Source organism: Jeotgalicoccus meleagridis (assembly GCF_903994045.1).
GTDB classification, from domain to species: domain Bacteria; phylum Bacillota; class Bacilli; order Staphylococcales; family Salinicoccaceae; genus Jeotgalicoccus; species Jeotgalicoccus meleagridis.
The window spans coordinates 80,085-96,770 of the sequence record NZ_CAJEWD010000004.1; the positions used below are offsets into that span (position 1 = coordinate 80,085).

The 16,686-nt window shown below is 34.5% G+C and carries 16 protein-coding genes; 3 read left to right on the plus strand and 13 right to left on the minus strand.

The window, feature by feature from the left end:
- The first annotated feature begins 190 nt into the window (after positions 1–190).
- Positions 191–1,270: a branched-chain amino acid aminotransferase gene (locus JEOSCH030_RS02855; protein ID WP_185125115.1), complete on the plus strand. Its 1,080-nt coding sequence runs from the start codon at positions 191–193 to the stop codon at positions 1,268–1,270.
- 49 nt (positions 1,271–1,319) lie between these two features.
- Here the strand turns inward: JEOSCH030_RS02855 and JEOSCH030_RS02860 are convergent, their stop codons facing one another.
- The 12 genes from JEOSCH030_RS02860 to pdxR all read right to left on the minus strand — a co-directional run bounded on the left by JEOSCH030_RS02860 (position 1,320) and on the right by pdxR (position 13,616).
- The gene (locus tag JEOSCH030_RS02860) at positions 1,320–1,655 is read right to left on the minus strand and encodes a cupin domain-containing protein (protein WP_185125116.1); all 336 of its coding nucleotides are present in this window, start codon (positions 1,653–1,655) and stop codon (positions 1,320–1,322) included.
- A complete protein-coding gene (locus JEOSCH030_RS02865; protein WP_185125117.1) occupies positions 1,656–2,945 on the minus strand; it encodes a TRAP transporter large permease in 1,290 nt (429 codons plus the stop codon).
- The gene (locus JEOSCH030_RS02870) at positions 2,945–3,409 is read right to left on the minus strand and encodes a TRAP transporter small permease (RefSeq protein WP_185125118.1); all 465 of its coding nucleotides are present in this window, start codon (positions 3,407–3,409) and stop codon (positions 2,945–2,947) included. Before JEOSCH030_RS02870 ends, JEOSCH030_RS02865 begins: the two co-directional genes overlap by 1 nt.
- Positions 3,406–4,407, minus strand: coding sequence for a DctP family TRAP transporter solute-binding subunit (locus JEOSCH030_RS02875; RefSeq protein WP_185125119.1), 1,002 nt, complete (start codon positions 4,405–4,407; stop codon positions 3,406–3,408). The genes JEOSCH030_RS02870 and JEOSCH030_RS02875 overlap by 4 nt, the downstream gene beginning before the upstream one ends.
- Positions 4,408–4,597: 190 nt before the next feature.
- Positions 4,598–5,797: an L-2-hydroxyglutarate oxidase gene (gene lhgO / locus JEOSCH030_RS02880; protein WP_185125120.1), complete on the minus strand. Its 1,200-nt coding sequence runs from the start codon at positions 5,795–5,797 to the stop codon at positions 4,598–4,600.
- Positions 5,794–7,071 carry a (Fe-S)-binding protein gene (locus JEOSCH030_RS02885; RefSeq protein ID WP_185125121.1) on the minus strand — a complete coding sequence of 426 codons (1,278 nt, stop codon included), beginning with the start codon at positions 7,069–7,071 and terminating at the stop codon, positions 5,794–5,796. Before JEOSCH030_RS02885 ends, lhgO begins: the two co-directional genes overlap by 4 nt.
- A complete protein-coding gene (locus JEOSCH030_RS02890; RefSeq protein ID WP_185125122.1) occupies positions 7,064–8,470 on the minus strand; it encodes an FAD-binding oxidoreductase in 1,407 nt (468 codons plus the stop codon). The genes JEOSCH030_RS02885 and JEOSCH030_RS02890 overlap by 8 nt, the downstream gene beginning before the upstream one ends.
- 9 nt (positions 8,471–8,479) lie before the next feature.
- Positions 8,480–9,181: a FadR/GntR family transcriptional regulator gene (locus tag JEOSCH030_RS02895; protein WP_185125123.1), complete on the minus strand. Its 702-nt coding sequence runs from the start codon at positions 9,179–9,181 to the stop codon at positions 8,480–8,482.
- 84 nt (positions 9,182–9,265) lie between these two features.
- Positions 9,266–10,147 carry a DUF6282 family protein gene (locus tag JEOSCH030_RS02900; RefSeq protein WP_185125124.1) on the minus strand — a complete coding sequence of 294 codons (882 nt, stop codon included), beginning with the start codon at positions 10,145–10,147 and terminating at the stop codon, positions 9,266–9,268.
- 24 nt (positions 10,148–10,171) lie between these two features.
- Positions 10,172–11,386 (minus strand): Nramp family divalent metal transporter, encoded by a 1,215-nt coding sequence (locus tag JEOSCH030_RS02905; protein WP_185125125.1) that lies wholly within the window; start codon positions 11,384–11,386, stop codon positions 10,172–10,174.
- Between the two features lie 7 nt (positions 11,387–11,393).
- The gene (locus tag JEOSCH030_RS02910) at positions 11,394–12,119 is read right to left on the minus strand and encodes an MBL fold metallo-hydrolase (RefSeq protein ID WP_185125126.1); all 726 of its coding nucleotides are present in this window, start codon (positions 12,117–12,119) and stop codon (positions 11,394–11,396) included.
- Between the two features lie 153 nt (positions 12,120–12,272).
- Positions 12,273–13,616, minus strand: coding sequence for a MocR-like pyridoxine biosynthesis transcription factor PdxR (pdxR, locus tag JEOSCH030_RS02915; RefSeq protein WP_185125127.1), 1,344 nt, complete (start codon positions 13,614–13,616; stop codon positions 12,273–12,275).
- A gap of 93 nt (positions 13,617–13,709) precedes the next feature.
- Between pdxR and pdxS the strand changes: the two genes are divergently transcribed.
- Positions 13,710–14,564 (plus strand): pyridoxal 5'-phosphate synthase lyase subunit PdxS, encoded by an 855-nt coding sequence (pdxS, locus tag JEOSCH030_RS02920; RefSeq protein ID WP_185125128.1) that lies wholly within the window; start codon positions 13,710–13,712, stop codon positions 14,562–14,564.
- A 68-nt stretch (positions 14,565–14,632) separates the two neighbouring features.
- On the opposite strand, the gene JEOSCH030_RS02925 is transcribed toward pdxS, so the two are convergent.
- Positions 14,633–15,373 (minus strand): 2-keto-4-pentenoate hydratase, encoded by a 741-nt coding sequence (locus tag JEOSCH030_RS02925; protein ID WP_185125129.1) that lies wholly within the window; start codon positions 15,371–15,373, stop codon positions 14,633–14,635.
- A 154-nt stretch (positions 15,374–15,527) separates the two neighbouring features.
- Here JEOSCH030_RS02925 and JEOSCH030_RS02930 point away from each other — a divergent pair, with 154 nt between their 5' ends.
- Positions 15,528–16,685, plus strand: coding sequence for an aminotransferase class I/II-fold pyridoxal phosphate-dependent enzyme (locus tag JEOSCH030_RS02930; RefSeq protein ID WP_185125130.1), 1,158 nt, complete (start codon positions 15,528–15,530; stop codon positions 16,683–16,685).
- Position 16,686 lies beyond the last annotated feature (1 nt).

Below are 16,686 nucleotides of genomic sequence, written 5' to 3' on the forward strand. Positions count from 1 at the left end.
TAACTATGTCATTCTTATGTATCCTCTCCTTCATTGTACATATTATCTATATAAAAACCATATTACTTTAGTATGAATTATGAATTTTATCGTTAATTCTAAATTATCTGATAATATATTGCCTTTTTCAATTTGGACTGATACAATTAAAACAATTTTCAAATTACATATATAAATAGGAGGCCCATTTATGACACAGCAAATACAAATTACAAAATCACAAAATCTAAAAGAAAAGCCTGAGGTCGCTGGGATTCCTTTTGGCTCATACTTTACTGACCATATGTTTCTGATGGACTATTCTGCAGAAATGGGATGGCATGATGCAAGAATTGTACCTTATGCTCCCTTTGAAATTTCCCCAAGTTCACAAGTGCTTCATTATGGACAATCAGTCTTTGAAGGACTGAAAGCTTATAATGTCGATGGAGAAGTGATTCTTTTCCGTCCGGATGAAAATTTCAAGCGTTTAAACCGATCATTAGAACGTATGTCTATGCCAAAAGTTGATGAAGAATTTGCCTTAGATGCACTTTATGAGCTTTTAAAAATTGAACATGATTGGGTTCCAGATGGAGAAGGACAATCGCTTTATGTACGTCCATTTGTCTTTGCCAATGAGCCATATCTTGGAGTCAGACCTGCAAAATCTTATAGAATGATGATTGTCTTATCACCGGTCGCAGGATACTACGGTGCTCAACTTAATCCAACAAGCATCTATGTAGAAGACGACTATGTGCGTGCAGTACGTGGTGGTGTCGGTGAAGCTAAGTTTGCTGGAAACTATGCTTCAAGTTATGCAGCACAGCAAAAAGCAAACGACCTTGGTTATGAGCAAGTATTGTGGTTAGATGGTGTGCATCAGGAATATATTGAAGAAGTCGGTTCAATGAATATCTTCTTTGTGAGAGATGGAGAACTTATCACACCACAGTTAAACGGTTCTATCCTACCAGGAATCACTAGAAAATCACTCATCACCCTAGCCGAAGATCTAGGGTATACTGTCCGTGAAGAGCGCATCCATATTAGTGATGTAGAAAAAGGGATTAAAGACGGTTCTATTTCAGAAGTATTTGGAGCAGGGACAGCTGCAGTTGTTGCACCAGTTGGTATTATGAATATTCATGGTACTGACTACAGAGTAAACAACAATGAAATCGGCAAAGTGACACAAGAACTTTACGATAACCTAACCGGCATCCAAACTAAAAAACAAGAAGATAAACATGGTTGGGTCTATGATGTGACAGCAACTGTGAAGTAAAAATAAATGACCAGAGATGAAATTCATCTCTGGTCATTTTTTCTAGCTATTAAAATACAATGGCAAGCATCTTTAAAGGCTCTTCTTGTAGATTTACTAAACCGTGTGACTGCCCTTTTGTAATGATGCAACAATCTCCTGGACCTACATCTTTCATTTCTCCATCTGCATCTTGAAATTGTCCATAGCCACTTATAATATGATAAATTTCACTGTCCTCTTCATGTAAATGATAGCCAATCGAAGCATATGGCTCGAGTGTTATTTCTAGTACTTTATCTATTCCTTGAAAGTCTTCTTTCTTAATATAAGATTTAGAAAAAATACTACCTTTTCCACCAAATTTATTTTCTATCTTTTGGGGCTCTTCACCTTTAATAATCATCTATTTCCCTCCAATTAAGTTCGGTAAAAATGTCGAAATGCTTGGTATGAAAATAATCAGTATCACCATAGCTGCGATGATTAACAGCACATGTAGAATATAGGGTAGTGTATCTTCTATACCCATCTTACGATCCGTTACTGATGCACCTGCGATTAAGGATAATCCAACAGGGGGCGTAACATTTGCAAGGGCAAAATTCATTATCATAACCATGCCAAAATGAATAGGATCAAGTCCAAATTCTAATGCTATAGGCATGAATATTGGTGTTAATAGAACGATTAGGGATGTGACTTCCGTCAACATTCCTAAGAATAATAAGATTAGAGATACAACCAGTAAAAAGACTATAGGAGAGTCTGCAAAATCTAAGAAAAAATTAGAGACTGCTTCTGGTATGTGATTAATAGTTAGAACGTATGTAAAGACGTTCGCCATTGAAATAATCATTAAGATAACAGCTGAAGTCACAGCTGAATCTGCCAATATATTCTTTAACTTACTCAAACTTAATTCCTTATAAATTAAAGTCAGTATGAAGCCGTATGCTACTGCAATAACAGCAGCTTCTGTTGCTGTAGCATAGCCTGAGAAAATACTACCTAAAATAAAGATTGGAGTCAGTAAAGGAAAAAAAGCCTGACGTGTAACTTTCCAAATTTCTTCATTTGTAATTTTATCTTCTGTACTTAAACCAAAGCCTTTTTTCTTACTCACAAACCATACATATATTGATAGAGCAAGCGTCAAAATCACACCGGGTATTATCCCTGCAATAAATAAGTCTCCAATGGAAATATTTGTAGTAATACCAAGGATGACCATAGTAATACTCGGTGGAATGATTAAGCCTAAAACACCTGCTGGCCCAATAATTGCTGCAATAAATGAATTTGAATATTTTTCTTCCTTTAATCTTGGTACTAAAACTGAACCAACAGCATAAGTCGTTGCCACAGTCGAACCTGACACTGAGCTAAACAAAGCAGTTGTAAGTACGGTAGTAATACCAATTCCACCAGTCAACTTTCTTGTAAAAATATTAGTAAATGCCATCAAGCGACGAGTTAAGCCACCTTTTCCCATTATATTACCTGCAAGCACAAATAAAGGTAAGGCAAGGTAAGAAAAATTATTTACACCAGCAAAAGATCTTTGGACAATAATTTCTAATGGTACATCTCCGACAATGAGCATCGTTAAACCAACAATACCAATAACAAAAGCGATTGGCATACCTAAAAAGAGTAAGGTAAAGAATAAAATTATCATTGAAATTGCTAACATTATATCGCCTCACTTTCTTCTTCATGTGACCAAAGGTTTTGGCTTATAAAATATAGTGAAAGTAAGCTACTCACTGGTATCGCTAAGTAAAATATAGTCATCGGTAGCTGTAAAGTTGATGAAGTAAAATCTAAAGATTGATATGAAAATTTAAAGCCATAAATAGTGAGCACCAAAAAGAACAAGCCTAAAATTATATTCACAACTAAATATAAGTATGGTCTAATCTTTTCATTCACTCTCTTCACAAAGAAATTAACTGCTAAATGTCCATGTTCATACACTGCAATGCTAGAACCTAAAAATGTCATCCAAACTATGAATAGACGCGATAACTCTTCGGTTCCCGGTAAAGAATAATCAAAGAATCTTGAAATGACTTGAGTTAAAACAATTAAGGTTAAGAGCGCAATGACGATTGCACAAGCGATATACAACACTTTCACAATAAATTTCGCAATCATTGTTCTTCCTCCCATCCCGAATTTTCTCTATAAATATCCATCAATTCTTGACCAAACATTTCATCTTCCCACTTCTGATAAACTGGGAACATTGCCTCACGAAATGCTTCTTTGTTAACGTCATCATTGACTGTCATACCATTCTCTTCAAGAAATTCTATATGTTCTTTTTCTGTTGCATCATTCGTCGACTGAATTTCTTTTGATACTTTATTGATTTCTTTAGTGATTATTTCTTGGTCTTCTGGGCTAATTTTATTCCAAGATTCATCATCAAAAACGATCATGAGTGTATTGTAAAAATGACCAGTCAGGGATAGATAGTCCTGAACCTCATTGAACCTTGGTGCAACAATGTTAGCTAAAGGATTTTCTTGGGCATCTAGAGCACCTTGTTGAAGTGCACCGTAGACTTCACTAAAGGCCATGACTGTCGGTAGTGCACCAACACTTTCAAAGGTGTCAACTCTCAGTGCTGTTTCAGCAACACGGATGTTCATCCCTTTTAAATCCTCAGGTTCAACGATTGGTCCTTCATTGTTAGTGATGTGACGAAAACCCCATTCCATGTAACCTGCTGTGTGCATACCATAAGATTCAACGATATCTGCTAAATACTCGCCAAACTCCCCTTCGTAAGCACGTCTTGCTTCTACTTCACTTGGCCACATGTAAGGTAAATCTTCTATGGCTAAACGCATATCCATCGTCTGCATAGAGCCGATCATAATTGCTAGACCATTCATCGCACCTACATCAAGCTGTTGTAGCATCTCTGTCTCACTGCCAAGTTGTGAATTGGGATATATATCAAATTTGACACGACCATCGGTTTGTTCCTCTACTGATTCGGCCATCTCCATAATCTTTTTGGATTGTTCAGTGTCTACCGATAAGGCATGACCAAATTGTAAGGTAACAGTTTCGTCTTCATTATTACACGCACTTAACAAGAGCAATAACACGCTAACTATACTCATTAATATGTATTTCTTCATGAAGCTATCCCCCTTTGATTATTAATAACTATACAATATTATGAAATTATATACAATTAATATTTTGCTTTCTTAATTTTAAGTATCGATGCAAGTTATGAATAATTTAAGTCTAAGCTAAGCAAAACGTGCACATGAATCCACTGGGGCTCAAGTGCACGTTTTTCTATATACATTCTTCTATTAAATATTAAAGAAATCGCTCATTAAACCTCTTAGCTATTTCCTTACCGATTTCAATTGAACAAGTTGCTGCAGGAGAAGGTGCATTTAATACATGGATACTATTCGATGTCTCTTCAAAATAAAAATCATCTACCATTGAGCCATCTTCTTTCATTGCTTGTGCCCTAACCCCTGCTTCCATTGGTGTTAAATCACTTGCTTCAATAAGAGGGATTAATTTTTTAGCCGCCTTAACGAACGCCTGCTTATTAAAGGATCTATAGTATTCTCCAATACCTTCTTTAATATTCTTCAAGCCCATCTTATATAAACCTTTGAATGATAAAATTTCAAACGTTTCTTTTTTATCAAAGCCAATTTTTTTATAAGCTTCTTTTTTAAAACCTAAAACAGCATTCGGGCCTACATCTACTCCTCCTGAAATCATATTGGTAAAATGTACTCCAAGAAAAGGTAATTCAGGATTAGGCACTGGGTATATTAATGTTTTTACATATTTTTCTGTGTTCTCACTTAATTTAAAGTATTCTCCACGAAAAGGTATAATTTTAACATCAGTTTTAACACCACTTAATTTTGCCAGTTTATCACTATATAGACCTGCACAATTAACAAGGTACTTAGTATCAAAGGTTTCTATATTAGTCTTAACTCGAAGGCCATCGTCATCTTTCTCTATCTCTAGTACTTCGTTATTGTATTGAATTTCTCCACCATTTTTTTGGAACAGTTCTCCGAACTTTTCTGTAACTTTACTGTAGTCTACAATACCTGTATTTTTCACATGGATACCCGCCACAGCATTTACGTATGGTTCTATCTTACGAACGTATTCGCCATCTAGCAACTCAACATCCAAGCCATTTTCTAAACCTCTTTGATAAAGATTTTTCATGCGTTCAACTTCCGCTTCTTCAGTTGCTACAATAACTTTACCGCACTGATTATAAGGGATATTATATTGCTTACAAAACTCTATCATTGAAGCTGAACCACTCTTAGCGAATAATGCTTTATATGAGCCTGGGCTATAATATATCCCAGAGTGAATCACACCACTATTATGTCCAGTTTGGTGTTTTGCTGCTCTGTCTTCTTTGTCAATAACGATAATTTTTTTATCAGGATTAATCAAAGATAACTGGTAGGCAGTACTCATCCCTATAATTCCGGCACCAACAATTAAAATGTCTGCTTTGTTCATATTTTCACCCCACAAGCTTCTGCAACCACTTCTACTAAATGTTTAACTTCAATCTCATCACTTAATCCTTCTCTTTCAACTCCAAGTTGCATTTGAATATGGCATCCAGGATTAGAAGTGATGATTAAATTCGGTTTTACTTTCTTAACATTATTCATTTTCATATCTAATATTTTCATTGATGCTTCATAATTAATGACATTGTATATACCAGCAGAGCCACAGCATAATGATTTTTCAGGCATTGGTAGATATGTTAATCCTGGAATTTTTTCAATTATTTTTTCTGGAGTATTAAAGACTTTTTGAACGTTTTCTAAGTGACATGAGGGTTGATAAACAGCATTTTTCTCAATTTCATTAACAAAATTTAAATTAAGCACACCCATAATTTGAGAAATATCTCTTACTTTATTAGAGAAATCTATCGCTCTTTTATGCCAAGAAGTTCCTTCTTCAAATAATTTATGATATTCCTTAAGAGTTGCCCCACAACCACCTATGGTATTCACTATATAATCAAAATCATACTTTTCGTAAGCCTCAATATTTTTCTTAGCAAGTTCAATTGTCTCTTCTTTCTCACCTGCATGATGTTGCAATGCACCGCAACATGCTTGTTTAGGAATATTAGTGACCTGTACATAGTTTTCCGTCATAATTTTCATAGCAAGTTCATTAATTTTGCTAAAGAATGAGTCCATAATACATCCTTGAAAGAATCCAATTGATAGGTCATTTCTTCTAAAAGGATTAATATTTCTATTAATTTTACGACTTAATATGACATCAGGCATCGCTTTGTTCATTTCATTAAATTGAGCCACCGGCTTCAATAGATTCAATTTTTTAGTAGCGTATTTCACACCACTCACTTGATATAAATACATACCTTTATTAATTAGACGTAAGATATTCTTGTTTTTTAATACATACTTAAATGCTGCAGTACGAGCAACTTTTTCTACCACGCTTTCTTTCTTATGTTCCTTTAGCACCTCAACCGCAGACATCAGAATGTCTCCATATCTCACATTAGTTGGGCATACAGTTTCACATGCTCTACATCCTAAACAAAGATCAATGCCTTCTTGCATATCGCCAATATTAATTTTTTCTTCCGCTACCATTTTCACTAAATTTATTCGCCCTCTTGGTGAGTGCTTCTCTGTTTTAAAAGCAATATAAGTAGGACATGCAGGTAAACAATAACCACATTGAACACAATCAAAAGTTGCCTCATAATCTAATTTTTTTATTAATTGTTTAGTCATGTTTTAACACAAGCCTTTTTTCTCCCTTTTCTGGGAATATTTTTCCTGGGTTCAAGATATTTTTAGGATCTAAAGCTTTTTTAATAGCTTTTTGAAATTGAAGACCGTCCTGACCAACTTCGTTTTCTAAAAATGCTTTTTTCATTGTTCCAATACCATGTTCTCCTGATAAAGTTCCACCAAGCTCAATTGCATAATTAAATATTTCCTCTACAGCATTTTCAACTCTTCGGACTTCTTCTGGGTCTCTCATGTTTGTATTGATTGTTGGATGTAAATTACCATCCCCCGCATGTCCAAAAACAACGATATTCAAATCATATTTAACTTTTATTTCATCAATTTTTTTAAACATATCTGGAATCTTGCTTAGTGGAACTGTCGCATCTTCAGAAATCTTCGTATAACCACTACTAACAATTGCTGGAGATACCAATTGTCTGATCTTCCATAATTTCTCTTCTTCTTCCTTACTTTCAGCTACTTGAATATTTGTAACTCCAATTTCTATTAAAGAATTTTTAATTGTATTTAGCTCTTGAGTAAGTATGTCAGGATGACCATCAACTTCAATTAAGATTATAGCTGCAGCATCTCTTGGCAAATTTAAGTTGGCGTAATCTTCAACTTTATTAATTGAGTTGTTATCAAGTATTTCCATTTTTGAAGGTCTCACGCCAGATGTTAATATTTTTGATATTGATTGTCCTGCAGTGTATAAATCATCAAATACAGCTAGAGCCGTTAACGTTGCTTCTGGTTTAGGAATTAATCTAAGTGTTGCTTCTGTAATAATTCCTAAAGTGCCTTCAGAACCTACTAAAAGCTTTGTCATATCATAACCTGTTACATTTTTTACAGTACTAGACCCAGTTTTTATTATTTTACCTGATGCTGTCACAACCTCTAAACCAACTACATAATCTTTTGTTACACCATATTTAACTCCTCTTGGACCACCAGCATTCTCAGCAAGATTTCCTCCAATTGTACAAATTCGAGCTGAAGATGGATCTGGTGCATACATAAGATTATGTGCTTCAGCTAATTCATGAATATCTTTTGTCTTTACACCTGGACTTACCTTTATTACTAAATCCTCAGGATATATTTCAAGTTTATCCGTCCATTGTGAGAAGTCTAAAACTATTCCTCCATGTACAGGTAAAGGTCCGCCTGATAAACTTGTTCCTGCTCCTCTAGGATAGATAGGTATTGTATAATTTGAAGCAAGCAATACAACCTGTTGTACCTCTTCGGTACTTTTAACTTGTACAACAGCTTCTGGTTCATATTGTCCAAATGAAGCATCATAACCATATGACACACGATCTGATAGTTCCAAAAATAATCTATCTCCAAATATCTCTTTAAGTTTATTGAGAACTATTTCATCCATATTAACCACCTAAATCCTGTCATCCCCTAATTTTCTTCTCATATTCATTAAATGATTTTCCATCATTACTTTTGCTTTGTCAGGGTCTTTATTTTTAATAGTTTCATAAATACGTGCATGTTCCTCATAAACTTGTTCTCTTTTTGTCGGTTTTCCTAAATTTAATTTAAGTGAGTACTCTAAAGCATTTCTGTGCACTTGCTGAAGATTATTAAAAGTTTGAATCATATAATCATTCTTCGTTGAATTTACAATAGCTTTATGAAAGTCATAGTCTGCTTCAATTCCAATTACTCTCTGATTTGTTGTGATTTTTCTAAAATGATCCAATGCTACTTTTATTTTTTCTAAGTCTGAATCATCTCGCCTTATAGCAGAATAATATGCTGATTGCACTTCTAATACCGTACGCATTTCTAGTAAGTCAAAGAGGTCTTTTTTATCGAAATCACCATAATTATATGCCTTTACGCTCTTCCCAACAGATATAGCCTTTAAATAGGTGCCCTTACCTTGTCTAGACTCTACATAACCCATAGAAATTAGTTTACTAAGCGCTTCGCGTACTGGTACTCGACTCACTTTATAGAAATGTGCAAGCTCATTTTCAGATGGGAGCTTATCATCTATTTGATAAGCACCCGCTTTAATTTGACTTAACAAGTTATCATAAATTTGTTCAGACAACTTTGTCTTTTTAATTTGCTCCATTGCTAGCACTCACCCTTTTTCTACTTCTTAAATAATGAACAGACATCACTACTGCAAATAACACTAGGACTTAAAACCTGCAAACTACCCCTCTAGTAAATATTTTGGGTTTCTGACAATCATCTTATTGATATCTTGATTGCTTATACCAACCTCTGTTAATTTATTAACAAAAGAATTCATGGCTTCAACTACAGGAATATGATGTTCTTGACCATAATCTGTTACAAGAACACAATTACTACTTCCTAAAGTATGTATGCTTTCTGCCATATCTTGTATCTTTATATCTTTAAAGTCATCACTGCAAGCAAGATAACATTTTTCTAAATAGCATCCCTCTTTTACCAATTGCTTCTGCTCTTCTAAAGAATAAGGTGATATGCCTAAATCTACATGTTGTATCAAAATTTTTTGCACACCAATTTTTTTGGCTTCTAAAACTAACTGATATGAATCTTCACTGCTTAAATGTCCCGTTGCTAACACTCTATTGTTCTTAGCAATTAAATCAAGAATATGCTTGACTGAATCTTTTATTTTTTTACCATCAAAGATACTTATTGTATTCTCAGAATTGTTCATTCTCTTCTTAGGATTCAAAATATTTTCTTTTTTATTCTCTTTGAAATATTTTTTATGTCTTGATGATGAAAGTGTAGGCATCCAAATTATTCTTGCTCCCATTTTTAATGCCAGATCTACTGCATTAACATTTAAGCCTCCTACAAAATCGTTGCAAACAAGTCCTCCAAAAACTTTGATTTCCGGATTTTTTTCTTGCAATAACGCCGCTCTATCATAAGAGACTCCCTCATGAGCTTTTATTACAATGCCGTACATCTCTGCTTTCTTGGCATCTTCAACTAACTCCCAATCAGTTTGCTTTCTTGGAAATATACTGGGAGCAGAGTGAGCATGTAGTTCAATTGCGCCTTTTAACAAATTACTTACTTTGACCATCATAGTTCATCTCCTATTAATTATAGCTTATTGGAAAGTACTGATTATATTAATTATCCCTAAAACGATAGTAAAACCAACTGCTACAAAACCCAGTATATTACTAAATGTATTATTTCTAAGTGATCCACTCGTGTCCTTTTTATTGATTAAATATAGTACTAAAACCGCTGTTATTGGAAGCAACATTCCATTAATAGATTGAGCTAAGATAATTGTCCATATTGGATTTTTAACACCAATTGCGAAGAACACAGGAACCCAGGCAACGAAGCTAAACACCAATCTGAACGCTGTTCCCTTCATGTCTGGATTCAAACCAAAACTCTGTGTAAAAACATATGCTGCTGATAACGCAGCCATTGGCATAGAAGATATTGCAGCTGCTAGTAAACCAAGGCTAAATAAAGCATAAGCAACTTTACCAAGCAGTGGTTCAATTGTCATTGCCATTTGATTTGAACCTTCTATTACCAAACCTTCTGACAGATGTAATGGATGCAGTACTGTACCAGCTACGACCCCTATCGCCATAGTAACAAGTCCACCGATGAAAATTGGTACTATGGTATCAAATCTCATCATTTCTAAATTCCCTTTAGGATTTTTGTGCCATCCTCTTTCTAAAACGGCTGTTGAATGTAAGTAAAAATTATATGGAACAACTGTTGTACCTATAAGTGCAATAACAATCGTAATTTCACTTAACTCAAATGTTGGTATAGTCAAACCTTTAATAACTTCTAAATAATCAGGTTTAACATAAAACATATTTATTAAAAATAATACTCCCATTGCAGCTACAAGTATTGTGATAGTTTTTTCTAAAACATTATATTTCCCGAGCATGAGTAATGACCAATAAATCAAAGTCACTCCAATAATCCACACACTTGCAGGAACGTTTTCAAATAATCCTCCTAAAGCAATATTTACTCCTGATAAGTTACCTACAGAGTAAACAGAGTTACCTCCTACAATTGCTAAAATCACTATAATACTCGCCCATAATCCTAGCTTTTCTCGAACAATTACTGCTAACGGTTTCCCAGTGGATAATGATAATCTTGCTGTCATTTCCTGTAATATTATGGCGATTAATATAGCTGCCGTAACTGATGCCCAAAGTAATGTATATCCATGCTCAGTTCCTGCCACTATGCTTGTCGTAATCGTTCCTGTACCTACAAACGCTCCTGCTACTAACATACCTGGACCTAAATTTTTTATTTTCTCCCACATAAATTGACTACCCCCTCTTGTTTAACAAACTAGTTTCAAAATCCGATTCACCAACTTCTGCTACGAAAATACTTTCACTAAGGTTGTTAGAGATGTCCCATTTTCCATTCTTAATAACTAATTTCCCATCATGTCCAGGATATATTACTTGTGCATTTTCATTTAAGTACTTTATGGTTTCTATAGCTCTCTTCTCATCTAAAACATTCATCAATTTTAGCTCGTTTATTTCACTTCTGTTTTTGACAGCATCGCTTACAATAAAAACATCCTCGTTTCTTAATCCTAATAATCCTTTTGTATGACCTGGTAACATAACAATTTCAAATCCATGTATATATTCACCTTCACGAACCACATGGAGATTTTTATATTTCATTAACTCTTCTTTATGAAAATCGGGTACATTGATATCTATGCAAGGATCACTATTAGCTAACTCAACTTCACCAATCAGTATTTCCGCACTTGGAAATAGTGTCCAATTAATGCAGTGATCAAAATGTAAATGACTAATAAACACAATATCAATGTCATCAGGAGACAAGTTCAAATCACTTAGTCTCTTTTTCAATTCATTTCGCTCGTTATATCCACCTGTATCAAAAAGCAAATTGATACTCTTATTCTTCTCCTTAAATATTTTTATTAGATAAATACTACTCCACCCTAAGAAACCTCTTCCACTTCGTCCGGGAAATCCAGTAAACAAACTAATTATTTCATACTTCATTGCCTACCCCCTTATTTGAATGCGCTTACACTTGTAATACAATATGATAACCTTACAATATAAATATGTCGGAATCAAGGCTATTATCAGATAATTCTAAAATTATACATGTATAATTTTAAGAAAAAAAGGACTAACCCATTTGTTAACGGATTAGTCCTTCTTATAGTCTACTTCATCTAAAAATTTACTAATTATCTCTATAATTTCTTCTTCACTTCTACTCCCTATACCTACCAATACAGTATCTACAATGTTTATTTTCTGGCTATAGTCTGACATGGTAATAATTCTATGTTTTTTAGCAAGTTCTCTGACATCAACATCAGGCACTCTTAAAACAAAGTGCATACCTGTATGATGACCACTTATTTCGATACTTGAATATTTTCTTTCTAGACTACTCACAATGCTGTGCATTCTTTCACCATAATGCTTTCTCACTCTATTTATGTGCCTCACAAGGTAACCTTTATCCATAAATTGAGCGATAATATGTTGCATTTGCCTTGAGACATTACACGACAAACCTACTTGATAATATTTTTCAGCAAGTTGCGGTGGTAAAACCATGACTGCCAATCTTAATGATGGAAATACTGATTTTGAAAAAGTGTTCATATAGATCGTTCTATCATTTTGATCTAGACCTTGTAAGGATGACAACGGCCGTCCTCTATATCTAAATTCACTATCATAATCATCTTCTATTAAATAGCCATTCTGTTCACTCACCAAGTTCAGTAATTTTATTCTGTTTTTTAAAGACATGACAACTCCGCTTGGAAACTGATGCGATGGTGTAATATGTGTGACTGCATTATTAAATTCTTTCACCATATCTACATTAACTCCGTCTGTTTTTACTTCTGCTAAATCATATTCTATTTTTAATCTATCTAAAACTTTCTTAACAATTGGATAGCCTGGATCTTCAAGTGTCATTTTAGGATAGTCTAATAGATAGATTACTTGTTCTAGAAGGTACTCAGTTGATGGTCCAATAAAAATTTGTTCTATTCTACATTGAACACCTCTATTAACATAAAGATAATCTCTAATCGCATCTTTCAAACTTTCTTCCCCACTTGAATTTCCACTATTTAAAAGACTAGTATCAGAAAACACTTGATTACTAATTTTCTTCAAGACATCATTTTGAACGATAGATGTATCCACTTGCCCTAAAGGTAAGACGGATTTTACACTGTCATGGACTTTTATTTCTTGTAGTGCTTTTTCCTTAACTTTCAAAATATCGATAGTTGAGACATAGTAGCCACTTTTTTCTTTTGCATAAATCAAATTTTCATCTATCAAAAGATTATAAGTATTTTCTACAGTAGTCATACTAATATTTAAATCAGCCTTTAGCTGTCTTTTACTCGGTAGCTTACTTCCACTTTCTAAAACACCCTGCAATATTTTAGTTTTTATATCTTCATATAATTGTTCATATAAGCTCAATTCACTTTTCTTATCCAAATTGATAAACATCATCTGACCTCTTTTATTTTATCTATTCTGGTACTTATAGAGTATCAGATTTTATCTTAAACTGGAATTAACTTTTAGAAATGAGGGATATAAATGGGATTAGCTGAAAAATTAAAGGGTGGCGTCATCATGGACGTGGTAAACGCTGAACAAGCAAAAATTGCTGAAGAAGCAGGGGCTGTTGCGGTCATGGCATTGGAACGTGTGCCTTCTGATATTCGCGCTGAAGGTGGAGTAGCTCGTGCTTGTGACCCAACTATTATAGAAGAAGTAATCAATGCAGTGTCTATACCAGTCATGGCTAAATGTAGAATTGGTCATATTGTTGAGGCTAGAGTTTTAGAAGCGATGGGTGTTGATTATATCGACGAATCTGAAGTCCTCACACCAGCAGATGAAGAGTATCATTTGAAAAAAGATGACTACAAAGCACCATTTGTATGTGGTTGTAAAGATTTAGGCGAGGCAACAAGACGTATCGGAGAAGGTGCATCGATGTTAAGAACAAAAGGAGAGCCTGGTACAGGTAATATTGTGGAGGCTGTTCGTCATATCAGATTGGTGAATCAACAAGTTAAACAAGTTTCTGTCATGGATGACGATGAACTAATGTCTTTTGCCAAAACTCTTGGCGCACCATATCATGTCCTAAAAGATATTAAAGAAAAAGGTAAATTACCGGTTGTAAACTTTGCAGCTGGCGGGGTTGCAACTCCACAAGATGCAGCTTTAATGATGTCACTTGGAGCAGACGGTGTCTTTGTAGGTTCAGGTATTTTTAAGTCTGAGAACCCTGAAAAATATGCAAAAGCGATTGTGAAAGCAACAGAAAACTATACAGATTACAAATTAATTGGTGAATTATCTAAAGAACTAGGTAGCGCAATGTCAGGTTTAGATGTTCATAGCCTTTCTCTTGAAGAGCGTATGGCTGAACGCGGTTGGTAAGATAAAACACCATAAAAAAATGTGTGCTACTTTTTGACGAGTAACACACATTTTTTATTTTTCATTTTTTATGATTTAACATCAAAACTAACAGGATCAAATCCTTCAAACTCTGCCTTATATGAACCAACTTCTAACTTAATTGGTAAAATAAAAGTCCCTGACGATACAAATTGACCTGCTCTTAAAATCTTGTTTTGCTCATGAAGTTTTTTCACGAACCAAAGTACAGCATTAACTGGATGATCCATCACTTCGCTACTATCTCCACTTTTAAGCTCTTTATCATTAAGAGAAAGCTTAGCTGTAATATTATCAATTTGATCATAGGTCACTGTCTTTTCTTCACCGATGACTATGGCGCCTGCAACAGCACAATCTGCCACAACTTCATATTTAGATATATTAGGGAACCAATCATCATAGCGACCATCTGGAATTTCAACCGCTGGAGCGACTGTACATTTTTTTAATATGTCCTTTACGCCATCTTCAATACTAATATCTTCGTTAACTCTAAAAACAAGTTCTAACTCTGCTAAAGGAATATTGTAATTTGATAGTTCGATACCATCCACAACTTGGCGCTCAGTAAATGGTCCATAGACTGGTTCTTTACTTTGAAACAGGTCTTGAGTTTCTTGACTTGTCATACTAATTTTAAAACCAACTGCACTAGTATCTTGCATTTTTAAAAGTTCTTCTTGTATATCATAAGCATCTTCAATCGTATTGACTAGAATGTCTTGACCTGGAGTTAAATTTTCTCCACTCACCCTAGCATCATACAGTTTTTGAACGTCTTGCATAAAACCCCTCCTCTTTATCTATATACTATATCTTATATTAAATATCTCATACCCTAAATTTTAGAATATTAGCTCAATATAAGTTAAGCGATTTGCTTTAGTTAGTCTTTGACTCCTATAATAAACAAATATAGAACTTTCAGGAGTGATACATATGCCAACAATTAATCCAAGAGCAGCTCGTTTAACCATTCCAGGGATACGAGTTTTCTCAAACCAGGTTGTACAACTCGAAGACGGGATCAACTTAACCATTGGACAACCTGATTTCCCAACACCCGAAAGTGTTAAGGAAGCTGCCATCAATGCTATTAACGACAATCAAACAGGCTACTCATTAAATGCTGGTTTACTTGAGTTACGCCAAGTTGTTGCAGATTTTTTTAAAGACAAATATCAAGCAGAATATACGGCCGATGAAGTTGTAATTACTAGCGGCGCAAGTGAAGCCCTAGATTCTACTTTAAGAACGATTTTAGTAGAGGGAGACGAGGTTATCATCACTGCACCTGCCTATCCAGCTTATGCTTCTCTTATTGAGCTGAATGGTGGTGTTGTTAAATATCTAGACGTGTCTGACACAAATTTTGTCCCAGATATTAATAAATTAGAATCACTTGTGACTGATAAAACTAAAGCAATTCTCTTAAATTACCCCTCCAATCCAACAGGTGCTTCACTAACTCGAAAAGAAGTACAAGATATTGCAAATTTTGTAGAAAATAAAGACCTCTTCCTTATCAGTGACGAAATATATTCTGAGAATGTTTATGAAAGTGAACACATCTCTTTTGGCTCATGCGACAATATTAAAAATAAAACTATCATTATTCACGGTGTGTCAAAATCACACTCAATGACAGGTTGGAGAATTGGATATACTTTATCACCTAAACACTTAAGTGATGAAATATTAAAAGTGCATTTAAATAATTCAATTTGTGCGACAGTGCCTAGTCAACATGCAGCCATTGAAGCTTTAACTGGGGCGATTGATTATCCAAAACTAATGAATCAAGCTTACTTGGAAAGACGTGATTATATTCAAGATCGCTTAGAGAAAATGGGATGCACTGTTCAAAAACCAGGTGGTGCTTTTTATATCTTCCCTGATATTTCATTTACAGGTATGGATGATTGGGACTTTGCAGTGAAACTTTTAGAAGAACAACATATGGCAGTCGTACCAGGCTCTGCTTTTTCAAAATATGGGGCTGGTCACATCCGCATTTCTTTTGCCAGTTCAATGGACAACTTAACTGAAGGAATGAATCGTTTAGAAAGCTTTATTAACAGCCTACATAGAAGCTAAA

Bases quoted from the DNA above. Each gene is read 5' to 3' on its own strand.
- JEOSCH030_RS02855 (WP_185125115.1), top strand. From the start codon at position 191: ATGACACAGCAAATACAAATTACAAAATCACAAAATCTAAAAGAAAAG.
- JEOSCH030_RS02860 (WP_185125116.1), bottom strand. From the start codon at position 1,655: ATGATTATTAAAGGTGAAGAGCCCCAAAAGATAGAAAATAAATTTGGT.
- JEOSCH030_RS02865 (WP_185125117.1), bottom strand. From the start codon at position 2,945: ATGTTAGCAATTTCAATGATAATTTTATTCTTTACCTTACTCTTTTTA.
- JEOSCH030_RS02870 (WP_185125118.1), bottom strand. From the start codon at position 3,409: ATGATTGCGAAATTTATTGTGAAAGTGTTGTATATCGCTTGTGCAATC.
- JEOSCH030_RS02875 (WP_185125119.1), bottom strand. From the start codon at position 4,407: ATGAAGAAATACATATTAATGAGTATAGTTAGCGTGTTATTGCTCTTG.
- lhgO (WP_185125120.1), bottom strand. From the start codon at position 5,797: ATGAACAAAGCAGACATTTTAATTGTTGGTGCCGGAATTATAGGGATG.
- JEOSCH030_RS02885 (WP_185125121.1), bottom strand. From the start codon at position 7,071: ATGACTAAACAATTAATAAAAAAATTAGATTATGAGGCAACTTTTGAT.
- JEOSCH030_RS02890 (WP_185125122.1), bottom strand. From the start codon at position 8,470: ATGGATGAAATAGTTCTCAATAAACTTAAAGAGATATTTGGAGATAGA.
- JEOSCH030_RS02895 (WP_185125123.1), bottom strand. From the start codon at position 9,181: ATGGAGCAAATTAAAAAGACAAAGTTGTCTGAACAAATTTATGATAAC.
- JEOSCH030_RS02900 (WP_185125124.1), bottom strand. From the start codon at position 10,147: ATGATGGTCAAAGTAAGTAATTTGTTAAAAGGCGCAATTGAACTACAT.
- JEOSCH030_RS02905 (WP_185125125.1), bottom strand. From the start codon at position 11,386: ATGTGGGAGAAAATAAAAAATTTAGGTCCAGGTATGTTAGTAGCAGGA.
- JEOSCH030_RS02910 (WP_185125126.1), bottom strand. From the start codon at position 12,119: ATGAAGTATGAAATAATTAGTTTGTTTACTGGATTTCCCGGACGAAGT.
- pdxR (WP_185125127.1), bottom strand. From the start codon at position 13,616: ATGTTTATCAATTTGGATAAGAAAAGTGAATTGAGCTTATATGAACAA.
- pdxS (WP_185125128.1), top strand. From the start codon at position 13,710: ATGGGATTAGCTGAAAAATTAAAGGGTGGCGTCATCATGGACGTGGTA.
- JEOSCH030_RS02925 (WP_185125129.1), bottom strand. From the start codon at position 15,373: ATGCAAGACGTTCAAAAACTGTATGATGCTAGGGTGAGTGGAGAAAAT.
- JEOSCH030_RS02930 (WP_185125130.1), top strand. From the start codon at position 15,528: ATGCCAACAATTAATCCAAGAGCAGCTCGTTTAACCATTCCAGGGATA.